Source organism: Kitasatospora sp. NPDC023176 (assembly GCF_055560495.1).
On sequence record NZ_JBVHIP010000002.1, the window covers coordinates 388979 to 402352 of the forward strand.

General features: G+C 72.4%; 12 protein-coding genes and 1 pseudogene. 2 read left to right on the plus strand and 11 right to left on the minus strand.

Annotation, left to right across the window (positions count from 1 at the left end):
- Positions 1–134 precede the first annotated feature (134 nt).
- The 4 genes from aspA to ACZ3YL_RS05890 all read right to left on the minus strand — a co-directional run bounded on the left by aspA (position 135) and on the right by ACZ3YL_RS05890 (position 4824).
- Positions 135–1544 carry an aspartate ammonia-lyase gene (gene aspA, locus ACZ3YL_RS05875; protein WP_465655713.1) on the minus strand — a complete coding sequence of 470 codons (1410 nt, stop codon included), beginning with the start codon at positions 1542–1544 and terminating at the stop codon, positions 135–137.
- A gap of 50 nt (positions 1545–1594) precedes the next feature.
- Positions 1595–2611: an asparaginase gene (locus ACZ3YL_RS05880; RefSeq protein ID WP_188307316.1), complete on the minus strand. Its 1017-nt coding sequence runs from the start codon at positions 2609–2611 to the stop codon at positions 1595–1597.
- A 99-nt stretch (positions 2612–2710) separates the two neighbouring features.
- Positions 2711–4150: an amino acid permease gene (locus ACZ3YL_RS05885; RefSeq protein WP_188307315.1), complete on the minus strand. Its 1440-nt coding sequence runs from the start codon at positions 4148–4150 to the stop codon at positions 2711–2713.
- Positions 4147–4824, minus strand: a complete 678-nt coding sequence (locus tag ACZ3YL_RS05890) for a FadR/GntR family transcriptional regulator (RefSeq protein ID WP_188307347.1) — start codon at positions 4822–4824, stop codon at positions 4147–4149. Before ACZ3YL_RS05890 ends, ACZ3YL_RS05885 begins: the two co-directional genes overlap by 4 nt.
- A 609-nt stretch (positions 4825–5433) precedes the next feature.
- Here ACZ3YL_RS05890 and ACZ3YL_RS05895 point away from each other — a divergent pair.
- Entirely contained in the window at positions 5434–6342 is a 909-nt protein-coding gene (locus ACZ3YL_RS05895; RefSeq protein WP_188307314.1) for a LysR family transcriptional regulator, read from the plus strand.
- Between the two features lie 72 nt (positions 6343–6414).
- Here the strand turns inward: ACZ3YL_RS05895 and ACZ3YL_RS05900 are convergent, their stop codons facing one another.
- The 4 genes from ACZ3YL_RS05900 to ACZ3YL_RS05915 all read right to left on the minus strand — a co-directional run bounded on the left by ACZ3YL_RS05900 (position 6415) and on the right by ACZ3YL_RS05915 (position 10053).
- Positions 6415–7674, minus strand: a complete 1260-nt coding sequence (locus ACZ3YL_RS05900) for a hypothetical protein (RefSeq protein ID WP_188307313.1) — start codon at positions 7672–7674, stop codon at positions 6415–6417.
- Between the two features lie 249 nt (positions 7675–7923).
- On the minus strand, positions 7924–8166 hold the full coding sequence (locus tag ACZ3YL_RS05905; protein WP_188307312.1) for a beta-propeller fold lactonase family protein: 243 nt from the start codon (positions 8164–8166) through the stop codon (positions 7924–7926).
- 157 nt (positions 8167–8323) lie between these two features.
- Positions 8324–8983, minus strand: coding sequence for a helix-turn-helix domain-containing protein (locus tag ACZ3YL_RS05910; RefSeq protein ID WP_188307311.1), 660 nt, complete (start codon positions 8981–8983; stop codon positions 8324–8326).
- 26 nt (positions 8984–9009) lie between these two features.
- The gene (locus tag ACZ3YL_RS05915) at positions 9010–10053 is read right to left on the minus strand and encodes a zinc-dependent alcohol dehydrogenase family protein (protein WP_188307310.1); all 1044 of its coding nucleotides are present in this window, start codon (positions 10051–10053) and stop codon (positions 9010–9012) included.
- 110 nt (positions 10054–10163) lie between these two features.
- Here ACZ3YL_RS05915 and ACZ3YL_RS05920 point away from each other — a divergent pair, with 110 nt between their 5' ends.
- Complete coding sequence (locus ACZ3YL_RS05920; protein WP_465655716.1) at positions 10164–11996, plus strand: sensor histidine kinase; 1833 nt, start codon at positions 10164–10166, stop codon at positions 11994–11996.
- 17 nt (positions 11997–12013) lie between these two features.
- Here ACZ3YL_RS05920 and ACZ3YL_RS05925 read toward each other — a convergent pair whose 3' ends face one another.
- From ACZ3YL_RS05925 to ACZ3YL_RS05935, 3 genes and pseudogenes are all read right to left on the minus strand, one after another.
- Positions 12014–12994, minus strand: a complete 981-nt coding sequence (locus ACZ3YL_RS05925; protein WP_465655718.1) for an Acg family FMN-binding oxidoreductase — start codon at positions 12992–12994, stop codon at positions 12014–12016.
- Positions 12995–13010: 16 nt separating this feature from the next.
- Positions 13011–13148 (minus strand): hypothetical protein, encoded by a 138-nt coding sequence (locus ACZ3YL_RS05930; protein WP_465655720.1) that lies wholly within the window; start codon positions 13146–13148, stop codon positions 13011–13013.
- A 124-nt stretch (positions 13149–13272) separates the two neighbouring features.
- Positions 13273–13374: pseudogene (locus tag ACZ3YL_RS05935) on the minus strand (DNA-binding response regulator); the annotation flags it as partial.

The window sequence follows — 13374 nt, forward strand, 5'->3', positions numbered from 1 at the left end:
CCGGTCACCCCTGACCGGTGTCGAAAGGCGTGCCGTCGCACCGGAACCCCCAGAGTCCCGGAACCCCAGAGTCCCGGACCCCCCGGAACCCCGGTGCGGCGGCACGCCGCGCGGCCCGTCCGCGGCGCTGTCCGTCAGGCCGTGGGAACGCCGCTGGCCGCGATCACTTCGGGCCGCAGCAGGGCGGCGAGCCGCTCGGCCGGCAGCAGCCCCCTCTCCAGCACGAGTTCGGCCACGCCCCTGCCACTGGCAAGGGCCTCCTTGGCGATGTCGGTGGCCGCCGTGTACCCGATGTGCGGATTGAGCGCGGTCACCAGGCCGATGGAGCTTTCGACGGTGGCGCGCAGTCGCTCGGTGTTCGCCGTGACGCCGGCCACGCAGCGTTCCGCGAGGGTGAGGCAGGCTGCGCGCAGGTGGGTCACGGACTTCGACAGCGAGTGCAGGATGATCGGCTCGAAGGCGTTGAGCTGGAGCTGGCCCGCCTCGGCGGCCATGGTGATCGTGACGTCGTTGCCGATCACCTCGAAGGCGACCTGGTTGACGACCTCCGGGATCACCGGGTTGACCTTGCCGGGCATGATGCTCGAACCTGCCTGCACCGGCGGCAGGTTGATCTCGCCCAGCCCCGCGCGCGGCCCCGACGACAGCAGCCGCAGATCGTTGCAGGTCTTCGACAGTTTGACGGCGACGCGCTTGAGCACGCCGGACATCTGCACGAACGCCCCGCAGTCCTGGGTGGCCTCGACCAGGTCGGCGGCGGTGACCAGACGCAGCCCGCAGATGTCCGCGAGGTGGCGACGGGCAGCCTCGGCGTACCCGGCCGGAGCGTTGAGGCCGGTGCCGATCGCCGTGGCACCGAGGTTGATCTCGTGGAGCAGCTCGACGGCCTCCGCGAGCCGGCAGCGGTCCTCGCCCAGCATGACCGCGAAGGCCGAGAACTCCTGGCCGAGGGTCATCGGCACGGCGTCCTGCAACTGCGTGCGGCCCATCTTCAGGACGTCGCGGAACTCGACGGACTTGCGGGCGAAGGCGTCCTGGAGGACGGCCATCGCGTCGAGCAGACCACGCACCGCGTAGACGGTGGCGATCCGGACGGCGGTCGGGTAGACGTCGTTGGTGGACTGGCCGAGGTTGACGTCCTCGTTGGGGTGCAGGTACGAGTACTCGCCCTTGGCACGTCCCATCAACTCCAGCGCCCGGTTGGCGATGACCTCGTTGGCGTTCATGTTGGTCGAGGTCCCGGCGCCGCCCTGGATGACGTCGACGACGAACTGGTCGTGCAGCTTCCCGCCGCGTATCTCCCGGCAGGCGGCAACGATCGCCGCGGCCTTCCGGGGCTCCAGCAGGCCGAGTTCCTCGTTGGCGAGGGCGGCGGCCTCCTTGACGGCGGCGAGGGCGTCGATCAGGTGCGGGTAGGTGGAGACGGGCGTGCCCGTGATGGGGAAGTTCTCGGCGGCGCGCAGGGTGTGAACGCCCCAGTAGGCGTCGGCGGGGACGTCACGGTCTCCGAGCAGGTCGTGTTCGCTCCGGGTGGCGGTCGACATCGTCTGCGGGTTCTCCTCTTGAGATGGGGTGGTCGTGGGGCCGGGGCCGGTCACGAGGGACGGGCGAGGGCGTGGGGCGCCAGGGCCGGCACCGGCCTTACCCCGCCGACGCGCCGGCCGCCGCCCGCCGTCGCCTCACCGGTGCAGTCCACCAGCAGGCCGGGGTCGACGCCGGCCAGCGCCAGGGCGGCGGCCACCACCGGGATCCTCGCCCGGTTCGCCCCGTCCGCGATCTTCACCGCAATGGCGCGACCGTCCGGCAGCGCGGCGATCTGCACGCCCTCGAACCCGTCCTTGGCGAGCAGCCCCGGCACCGCACGCATCAGCGCAGCCGTGTCGCGTCCGGTCCCCGACGCCATCTCCGGGTGGCCGCGTAGCGCGTCCGCGACCCGGAACTCCGCAGTGCCCGGCAGCGCCGTGGCGATGCGGGCGGCGGCCCGGGCGAGGCCGTGCAGGGAGACGGCGAACAGCGGGGTGCCGCAGCCGTCCACGCTGACGTGGGCGGCAAGCTGGCCGGTGAGCTCCTCCACGACCTCGGCGATCGCGGTCTGGAGCGGGTGTGCGGGGTCGAGGTAGGTCGCCAGGGGCCAGCCGTTGAGCTTGCAGAGGTAGAGCATCGCGGCGTGCTTGCCGGAACAGTTCTGGGCGAGACGGGACGGCGGACGCCCACCCCGCACCCAGGTGTCCCGCACCGTCGGGTCGTACGGGAGGTCGGGGACGTTGCGCAGGTCGTCCTCGCCGAGACCGGCCAGTTCGAGGATCCGCCGGGTGCCCGCGAGGTGGCGTTCCTCCCCTGAGTGGCTGCCCATCGCGAGGGAGAGGAGTTCGCCGTCGAGCGGCAGCCCGGCGCGCACCATGGCGACCGCCTGCAGCGGCTTGAGGGCCGAGCGCGGGTAGCAGGCGACCTCGATGTCGCCGAGCCCGAACCGGGCTTCGCCGTCTGGGTCGAGGACGACGACGGAACCGTGGTGGACGCCCTCGATCACGCCGCCGCGGGTGACGTGGGCGACCGGGACGTGCCGGGGTTCGCGGATCGCGGGTGCGTCCGCGAGGGAACTTCTGTGCATCACTGCCTCGATCGGTGGTGGGTCACTGGTGGTCCGGCGGCCGGCGGCGGCCCTCGACAGTCGGCGTGACCGTCCCGGTGTCGAGGGCCGCCGCCGGTGTCAGCCGTCGGACCCGGCGGCTGCGCGCGCGAGGCGCCCGCGGATCGCGTACCAGCCGGCGACCAGCGCCGCGGCGATCAGCGGCACGCAGAGCACGGTGGTGCGTCCGGCGCCGCCGTCGGCGTACATCAGGATCAGGACGGTGGCGAGGAAGGCCAGCGTCACGAGTTCGGTCCAGGGCGATCCCGGCAACCGGTAGGCGGGGCGGGTCAGTTCGCCGGCCCGGGTCTTCCGCCAGAAGAAGAGGTGGCAGACCATGATCATGCCCCAGGTCGCGAGGATGCCGATCGCCGCGAGGTTGAGCACGATCTCGAACGCGTCCGCGGGCACGACGAAGTTGAGGCCCACGCCGAGGACGCACATGCCGCTGGTCAGCAGGATGCCGCCGTAGGGCACCTGGCTGCGGCTCATCCGGGCGGTGAAGCGCGGGGCGGAACCGCTGACGGCCATGGAGCGCAGGATGCGGCCGGTGGAGTAGAGACCGGAGTTGAGCGAGGACATCGCCGCGGTGAGGACCACCAGGTTCATCACACTGCCGGCCGCCGGGACGCCGATGTGCGAGAGCACGGTCACGAAGGGGCTCTGGCCCGCGGTGTACCTGTCCCACGGCAGCAGCATCGAGAGCAGCAGCACCGAACCGACGTAGAACAGGCCAACCCGCCACATGATCGAGTTGATCGCCTTCGGCATGATCTTCTCGGGGTTCTCGGTCTCGCCCGCGGTGACGCCGACCAGTTCGACGGAGGCGTAGGCGAAGACGACGCCCTGGATGATCAGCAGCATCGGCAGCAGACCGTTGGGGAAGACGCCGCCGTTGTCCGTGATCAGGGAGGGGCCGGGCACGGCGCCGTCCACCGGGTGCCGGGTGACCAGGAGGAAGACCGCGATGCCCATGAAGACGACCAGCGCGCTGACCTTCACGATGGCGAACCAGAACTCCAGTTCACCGAAGACCCGCACCGATATGAGGTTGACGGTGAGGACCACCGCCAGGGCCACGAGCGCGATCACCCACTGCGGGACGTCGGAGAACAGGTGCCAGTAGTGGGTGTACGTGGCCACCGCGGTGATGTCGGCGATACCGGTGGTGGTCCAGTTGAGGAAGTACATCCAGCCCGCGGTGTACGCGCCCTTCTCGCCCAGGAACTCCCGCGCGTAGGAGACGAAGGCTCCGGAGGACGGCCGGTACAGGACGAGTTCGCCGAGCGCGCGTACGACGAGGAACGCGAAGAGGCCGCAGACCGCGTAGGCGACGAACAGCGAGGGGCCGGCCTGGGCGAGACGGCCCCCGGCCCCGAGGAACAGCCCGGTGCCGATGGCACCGCCGATGGCGATCATGCTGACATGCCGGGGTTTCAGGGACTTGCTGTAGCCGGTGTCCCCGGCGTCGACGTGACGGGTGGAGGGGCGCTTCTCATCCTTGAGGAATTGCTCGCTCACGCCTCGGGTCTGCCTTCTGTCGGGGTGTCCGCGCGCTGGGGGCGCACGATGTCGGTGAGGGTCGCCTCGACGCGGCGCAGGTGGTGGGACATGGCCTCCACCGCGTCCGGCTCGGAACCGTCGGCCAGCGCCTCGACGATCGCCCGGTGCTCGCAGTTGGACTGCTCACGGCGATCGCCCAACTCGTTGAGGAAGGCCGACTGACGCGCCAGTGCGTCGCGGATCTCCTCGATGACCCGGCGGAAGACCGGGTTGCCGGAGGCCTCGGCCACCGCCAGGTGGAAGACGGTGTCCAGTGCGACCCACGCCGTGGTGTCGGTCTCCCGCTCCATCCGGTCGAGCAGATGGGCCAGGTGGTCCAGGTCCTCCGGGGTGCGGCGCAGCGCCGCGTACCCGGCCACCGGAATCTCGACGTGTCGGCGGACTTCCAGGAGGTCGCGGGCAGCGTAGTCCCCGAAGGTGGGGTCCTCGACCGTGTTCGCCACCACGAAGGTGCCCCTCCCGGTCTTCGAGACGGTCAGTCCCATGGTCTGGAGCGCCCGGAGGGCCTCCCGCAGCACGGGACGGCTGACCTCCAGGGTGCGGCACAGCTCCGCTTCGGAGGGGAGCTTGTCCCCCACCACGTACTCGCCGCGCTCGATGGCACCGCGGAGGTGGCCGAACACCGCTTCCATGGCACTCACACGCCGGGGCATCGGACTGGCTGTCTGGCTGTCTGACAGGTTCACGGGCTGAATCCTGCGGGGTGCCGCGCGGTGCTGTCAAGACCCCTCGCCACCGGGACAACTCCCCTGAGGTGAACTTCTGTTGACGCTCCCCCGCCGGAAGCCGCCCCGGACCGGCCTTCGTGGACCTGGCCGCGTTCATCAGTGCGTACACCACCACCGAGCCGGACCCCGGCCCGGTGCGCCAGTGCACGCCCACGGCGAAACGGTGCCTCGTGCTCCCGCCCGCCCCACCGGGCGTCGGTGAGGTCGGCGGTGGGTCCGATGAGCGGTGTGCGCATCCCACGTCCTTACAGGGCTGGAACCGGCGGTCGACGGCCGTCTCCTCCACAGCCCGCCGGCCCGGCGCACGCCGGCGGAGAGGCCGGCGGGCAGGCCGGCGGGCTGTGGAGGAGGGGGTGCACGGCGCGGCGGCGCACGGATGCGCCCGCGATGGCGATCGGCCACGGCGCGGAGGCGGAGACTTGCGCGTCCGGGCCGCAAGCAAGAATCCTGCTGCCGTTCACCTCCGAGCACAAGAAACGACGTCTTCGCGACAGATAAGTGAGCGTTAACTCGATGCAGAAGCTCGACCCCCGCCTGCTCGCCACTCTCGAAGCGGTGGTCCGCCACCGTTCCTTCAACTCCGCGGCCCGCGAGCTGGGTTACAGCGCGCCCGCCGTCTCGCAGCAGATCGCCGAACTCGAACGCCGCGCGGGTCTCCGGGTGCTCGAACGCCGGCCCGTACGGCCCACCCCGGCCGGCCAGGTCCTGCTCGACGCCGAACAGGGGGTCAGGACCGCACTGGCGGCGGCGTCCGTGGAACTCGACGCCATGCGCGCCGGCACGGCCGGACGGATCCGGCTGGGCGCCTTCGCGTCCGCCGCCACCGGCATCGTCCCGAAGGCGTTGGCGCAGCTGCAGGCGACCTACCCCGACGTGCAGGTCAGCCTCTCCCAGCTGGAGCCCGAAACGGGCTACGTCCGTCTCAAGCGCGGAGACATGGACCTGGCCCTCACCTACGACTACGACTTCATACCGCTGCCGCCGCCCCGCACGCTGCGCCGGACGCTGGTCGCGCGGGACCCGGTCGTGGCGGTGGTCCCGGTCGGCCATCCCCTCGCCGACCGCGAGGTCATCGACCTGGCGGACCTCGCGTCCGAGACCTGGATCGCGGCCCCGGAGGCCGCGCTGCGCCTGGAACTGCTCGCCCAGATCGCCAAGACCCCGGGATTCCGGGCGCGCCTGGAATACGAGGGGGACGACTTCAACACGGTGCTGGGCTTCGTCGCCGCGGGCCTCTGCGTCGCCGTCATGCCGCAGCTGGCACTCCCCCGCGGTGTCACCCAGGTCGTGGCACGCCCACTGGCCGACCCGGAGCTGACGCGTTTCCTCTACTCCGTCCGGCTGGACACCCGGCACACCCCGCAGGCCCTGTTGGCGCTGGAGCAGCTGCTCGCCGCGCAAGCGCTGGCCGCGCTCTCCTGAGGCCTTCGTGACGCACCGGCCGCCGTCGAGCCCCCTGCCCTCGGGGACCGGTTCCCGGGGCCTCCCCTCCCGCTACACCGGCCGGCCGCTCTGGTTGGCCGTGAGCCGCTCACGCCAATCGGCCACGACCTTCGGGGACGTCGCGGCCAGAGCGGCGATCGCCTCGTCGTCCCGCCCGTCGTTCCAGCTGAGGACGCGGGTGAGGACGGTGTTCCGCACGCGCCGGATCTCCTTGACCAGTTCCTCGAGGCGGTTCAGCTCCTCGCCGGTGGCGGCGAGCGTCTCCTCGACCGCCGCCCGTTCCTCGGCCCGCTGTCGCCACAGGTAGGCCGGCAGACCGGTGAGGACCGCGCCGTCGTCGGCTGCGGCACTGCGGAAGGTGTCGACGAGGTGGTCCAGTACGCAGTCCGTGGCATCGGCGAGACTTGCGCCCACGACCTTGGCGGCTTCCCACGCACTGCGTCCGGCGTCGGTGGTCCGGAGCCAGCTCCCGGCTTCGACCGGCGTGCGGTCTCCGCAAGCCGCGGCCCGGTAGGCGTACAGGGCCGCGCGGTGGCCGTAGAACGTGTAGCCCTCCTCGATGTGGACGCGCGCCGAAGCGCACATCCGTCCTGGAACGCCGCCGTACCCTGAACCGGGCTCGTACGCGGCATAGGCATCCAGCTCCGCGTCCGTGGCCGTCGGCCAGGACGGGTCGCACAACTCCGGGTTCCGGGCCAGAAAATCCGTCACTTCGACTCTGCTGCCGGGGACCGGGCTCGTGCGGAAGTCGGCCCAGACCACCGTTCCCGTCGTGTCGGACGTGTACTCACAGGCTCGTTCGAGGTCGGACCAGGCCGTGGCGGCCTCGGCGGACCACTCCAGGTCGCCGCTCGGGCCCACCCGGTGCAGGGAGTCGACCACGCGTTGAACCGTGGGCAGCAGCCGCCGGGCCAGCGCATGGAGGTCCTCGGACGTGGGGAACCGCCAGGAGGACGCGCCCTCGCCGTCGGCGACGCGATGGGTGAACGGGTGGAAGAGCACGGCGGGCGAGGGCAGGGCCCCGTCTCCGACCTCGCCCCGCCGGTGCCCCGGGAGTCCGGCGGCGGGGTCGTCGTCCGGCTTCCGCCAGTCGGTGTCCCCGAACCACACGGCGCCGGTGCCGACGTCGACGGCCAGCCACTGCTGATAACGGTTCCCCGGCCCGAACCGCTCCCGCCGGTGCTCGGCCCGCCGGTCGTGCCACACGTACTCCGCCGGCGGCGGGCTGAGTTGGACGGCGACGAATCCTTCCTGAGGGGTGTATCCGACGACGACGTGTGCGGTCGGCTCGTCGTGCTCGGTCCCGGACATGCGGCTCCCTCCGTGTCGCACAGTGGCGGATCCGCCACTGTGCGCACCGAGCCTGCCTCGCGAAAGCCCTCTGATCAAATCCGATCACTTACGGACTTGTCCCCCACCGAGAGTCCGTACACGAGCGGAATCGACGCGGCGGATCACGGGGGCGGTCAGGGAACGCCATCACGGCCGAACGGTGAACAGAAAGCGAATCAGGACTTGACACGACGTCACCGAGGGTCGCAGGATCGGCTCTCGGACCTGTCAGACAGCATGGCGGACGCTTCGGCTCCGACGCCGCTCGGGAACCGACCGGCCCACTCGGGAACCGACCGGCAGGATGCACGGGGGCTCGGTGGTCGCCGACAGCTCGCCGGCCAGGGCCAAAGCCCCGGACGACGGATCGAGGCGGAAGGCCGTCAGCGAATCGGACCTCTGGTTCGCACAGAACAGGAGTCGCCCGTCCGGAGCGAGAACGATGCCCCTGGGCCAGGCCCCCGCACGCAACGGTGACGATCGGCTCGACGGAGGTGCGTCAACGGGCCGCTCCCGCGACGAGGGAAGATCGGCGGCCGCGGTCCGGCCGCACAGGCGGTTGCGGGCGAACGCGATGGCGTCCGGGTGGAGCCGAACACCCGGCCGTCGGCGCGGAGTTGGTCGAGGTTCACCCCGTGCCGATCCGGCGGCCGGTGACCTCCACGGGGCGGATGCGCACCCACAGGGGCCGGGAGCCGCCGGCCCATGGCTCGGCGCCGGGCAGGGTGGAGAGCCGTTGCTGCTCGTCCGGGTCGTCGATGTGGTGGGCCTCGCCGAGGATCAGGACGCTCCAGCCGAGGCTGCGGTGGTCGTCGATATGGTCCACCTGGAAGGAGGCGGGCGAGCCGTCGGCCGGGGCCGCCGCGCCGTGCGGCGCCGTACGGTAGACGATCGTCCGGGTGTCCACCGCGTAGTTCACCGGGAGCACGACAGGTGCCGGCCCGATCGGCAGGCCGATCCGGCCGACGCCGTGGGTGCCGAGCAGTTCCCAGCACTGCGGTTCGGTCAGGTGGAACAGCAGGGGGCGGGGGGCGGCGGCGTCGGGCTGTCCCGGTGGGGCGTCGGGGTTGCGGCCGGTCAGCAGCTGCGGCCAGGTCGTCCCGAGCGCGGTGGCGAGCCGGACGAAGGCGGGCGGGTCGAGCTCCGGCCCGGTCTGCAGGAGTTGGCGCAGGTAGGCCGGTGCCATGTTGGCCCGGTAGGCCAGCATCCCTTCACTCAGGCCGAGTTGGTCGCGGCGCTGGAGGATCCGGCGGGCGATGGCGGTGGGGTCGGTGCGGTCGGTGATCATGGTCGCGGCTCCTCGGCACGCACGGGTCAGGTCCGGAAGAGCGCGACCTTGAGGGCTCCGGTGTCGGCGGCGTCGGCGAAGACGTCGTACGCGTCCTGCATCTCGTCGAGCCCGAAGCGGTGGGTGACCAGCCCTGCGACGTCCAGCCGGCCGACGGCGAGCATGTCGAGCAGCAGCGGGGTGGAGTTGGTGTCGACCAGGCCGGTGGTGATGGTGACGTCGCGGATCCAGAGGTCCTCCAGGTGGAGCACCGCCGGCTTGCCGTGCACGCCCACGTTGGCGACCCGGCCGCCGGGGCGCACCAGGCGGGTGCACAGTTCGAAGGACTCGGGGACGCCGACCGCCTCGATCGCGACGTCCACGCCCAGTCCGTCCCGGCTCAGTCCGCGGACGGCCTCCGGGGTCGCCTCGGCCACGGTCAGCGTCCTGTCGGCGCCGAAGCGCTCGGCGGCGTCGAGGCGGCTCTGCGCGAGGTCGATCGCGATGATGCGGGACGGGCTGTAGAGGCGGGCGGTGAGGATGGCGGCGAGGCCGATCGGTCCGGCGCCGACGATCGCGACGGTGTCGCCCGGCCCGAGGCGGCCGTTGCGGACGCCGACCTCGTAGGAGGTGGGCAGGATGTCGGCGAGCAGCAGGGCGTCCTCGTCCCGGACGCCGTCGGGCAGCTTGTACAGGGAGGTGTCCGCGAAGGGGGTGCGGACGTACTCGGCCTGGCAGCCGTCGATCAGGTGGCCGAGGATCCAGCCGCCACCGCCGGTGCACTGGCCGTAGCTCGCGGCCCGGCAGTAGGCGCAGCGGCCGCAGGCACAGATGCAGGAGACCAGCACTCGGTCGCCGGCCGTGACGGTGCGCACGCCCGGTCCGGTCTCGGTGACGGTGCCGACGGCCTCGTGCCCGAGGACGCGGCCCTCGGTGACCTCGGGGACGTCGCCCTTGAGGATGTGCAGGTCGGTGCCGCAGATGGTGACGGCGTCCACTCGGACGACGGCGTCCTCCGGGTCTTGGACGGCCGGGTCGGGGGCGTCGCCCCAGGTGCGGCGGCCGGGTCCGTGGTAGGTGAGCGCTTTCATGCTGCGATCGCTCCTCTCGGAGGGCGGAGACGGCGGTTCCGCTCGTACTTCCAGCGTCTCCCGGGCCGCGCCCTTTGCCAGGGGCCCGGTGGGGTGCTCCCGCTGGGCCGATGGACCCCCTCCTCGCACCCGCCGGGCCGGGGCGATCACGCCTACGCTGGTCAGTGGGACATGGGGGGCGAGGCAGGGAGGACCCCTTGGGCAGCGTGTCGGAGACCAGCCCGTCGGAGGCCAGCGCTTCGGAGTCGGGCGTCCCCGTGCCGAAACTGCGACTGGACGAGCTCCTGGAGGAACTGCAGGCCCGGCTGGACGCCGCCCGCGGCACCCGTGACCGGGTGCACAGCCTGCTGGAGGCGGTGCTGGCGGTCGGGCGCGACCTGGAACTCTCCCAGGTCCTGCAGCACATCGTGGAGGCGGCGGTCACCCTGGTGGACGCCGAGTACGGTGCGCTCGGCGTGATCGGCGAGGACCAGCGGCTGTCGCAGTTCATCCCGGTCGGGGTCACCGACGACCAAGTCAAGCTGATCGGCAACCTGCCGTCCGGGCACGGCATCCTCGGCGAACTGATCCGCCACCCCGAACCGCTGCGGCTCAGCCGGATCTCCGGCCACCCGGCGTCCTACGGATTCCCGGCCGGACACCCCCCGATGAGCAGCTTCCTGGGCGTGCCGATCCGGATCCGCGGCAAGGTGTTCGGCAACCTCTACCTGACCGAGAAGCGCGGCGGCGGCGACTTCGACGACGAGGACGAGTCGGTGCTCGCCACCCTGGCCGTCGCCGCCGGGGTGGCCATCGACAACGCCCGGCTCTACGACCGGGCCCGGCGGCGGCAGCGCTGGCTGGAGGCCAGTGCCGAGGTGACCAGCGCCCTGCTGTCGGGCAGCGCGGAGCAGGAGGTGCTGGACCTGCTGCTCGCCCGGGCGACCGAGATCGCCGGCGCGGACCTCGCCGTCGTCGCCGTGCCCCTGCCGGAGACCGGCGAGCTGGAGGTGCGGATCGCCGTCGGCCTGGGCGATCAAGAGCACCGCGGCCTGGTGCTGCAGATCGAGGGCTCGTTCATGGGGGCGGCCTTCCGTACCGGCGGCCTCGTGGTGAGCCCCGACGTCCAGCACGACCCGAGGATCACCGCCGGTCCGCCGCGCTGGCAGGGCCTGGGCCCGGCCCTCGCCATCCCCATCGGCACCAGCGAGAACGGGATCCGGGGCGTGCTGCTGCTGGCCCGGGCGGCCGGTGCGCCGCTGTTCGAGGAGGGCGAGTCCGGGCCGCTGCTGGGCTTCGCCGGCCAGGCGGCGGTGGCGATGGAACTCGCGGAGCGCCGCCGGGACTCCGAGCAGGTGGCGTTGCTGCAGGAACGCGACCGGATCGCCCGCGACCTGCACGACCTGGCCATCCAGCGGCTCTTCGCCACCGGAATGACCCTCCAGGGCGCCACCCGCTTCATCGAGCACCCCGAGGCCACCGACCGGGTCCTGCGCGCGATCGACGACCTGGACGAGACCGCGAAGACCATCCGCGCCACCATTTTCGGCCTGCGCCTTCGGGAGAAGGGCCCGGCGGCGAGCGGCCTGCGCACCCGCGTCGTCGAGGTCGTCGAACGCGCCGCCCGGTCCCTCGGCTTCGCCCCGGCCCTGCGGATGACCGGCCTGCTCGACGTCACCGTCCCCGTTGAGGTCGCGGACGCGGCCGTCGCCGTCCTGGAGGAGGCCCTGGCCAACGCCGCCCGCCACGCCCGGGCCGACGCCGTCGACATCTCGGTGGCCGCCGGGACCGACCTGACCCTCACCGTCACCGACGACGGAGTCGGCCTCCCCGAGGACGGTCGCCGCAGTGGGCTCGCCAACCTGGCCGACCGCGCCGCCGCACTGGACGGCACCTTCACCGCCCGCCCCCGCCCCGAAGGCGGCACCGAGCTGGTCTGGCGGGTCCCGATCCCGGGCGAGTGAACGCGGCAGCACCCTCGTCATTGCCGGTCCACGACATCCTTGGCTCCGAGGCGGGGTGTGGGGGCGCCCTCGGGGCCGTAGCCGAGGCGGATCAGGATCTGGACGTAGCCGGGGCCCCGATGCGGGTCACGGGCTTCCCACCGCAGGTAGGGCCACTCCATGGCCTGGTGCAGCTGGGAGGCCCGGACCCCGTGGACGGTGGCGGCGAGCAGGACGTGTTCCAGAGCGAGGCCGGCGCGCAGCCAGTCCCGCGGGGTGTCGTGCTCGGTGGTGAGGACGGCGACGCGGGGCTCGGCTTCGAAGGTGGCGGGGGCCTGGTGCTCGGCGGCGTGGAGGGCGGAGAAGTCGCGCATCGGCAGGTGGCCGGACACGTCCTGCGGACCGAGCGCGCCGACCGGGATGCCGTAGGGCGGTGCGTCGCCGGTGCGGATCCAGCTGCGGCTCTCGGTGCGCTGGGCCTCGTCGGTGGTGCTGCGGCGCTCGGCCTCGGCGGTGAGGTGGAGCAGTCGGGCGGTCTCGTCGTGGCCGGGCAGGTGGAGCACGGCGTCCTCGGCCCGGGCGCCGGCGACGAGTTCGTCGAGGACGGCCGGGGGCACGGGCCTGCCGGTGAACGGTGTGCGGATGGTGTGCCGGTGCCAGATCGCCTCGTACAGCCTGTCCGTGCCCGGGAGCGGCACGACAGCCGCCGTGTCCAACCGGACGGCGGCGAGCAGGTCCGGTTCGGCCGGGTCGGGCACCAGGCGCACGTCGGGTGCCCAGCCGAGGTGGCGGGCAGCGATCCGCAGGTTGAGGACGGCCGCGCCGACGGAGATGTGCAGCGCCCGGCCCTGCGGGTCGGCGGCCGGGACGGCGCGGCTGCGGTCGGCCCGCACCTCCAGGGTGGAGGTGTCCGGCTGGAGCCGGAAGCGCCAGGGCTGGCTGTTGTGGATCGAGGGTGCGGCGACCGCCGCGGAGACGAGCTTCTCCAGCGTGGGGGCGTCGAGGGTGAGGGTGGTCATGACCGCCTCCATGACGTCAGGCGGGCGGGTCGCCGCCGCGCAGGGTGTCCGGACGGGTGCGGCGCTCGTCGGGGTGGATCTCGCCGCGGGCGAGGCCCACGGTCATCAGGCCGATGCCCCAGCCGTTCATGCCGTGGCCGTTCCAGTACGTCATCGCCGTCTTCTCAGCCGCGACGGGAGGTCCGTCCCTCCACGATGCGGCCGGGACCGTGCACGCCGCTTGGGCCGTTCGGCTCTAACTCCGGGCCCACCCGGGCTCCCGTCCGGGCCCTGTCGGCTCAGTGGGGGCGCTGGTGGTGCTGCCCGGACTCGTCCGCGTGGGCGGCGATGACGGCGGCCTGGAGGCGACGCTCGACACCCAGTTTGGCGAGCAGCCGCGA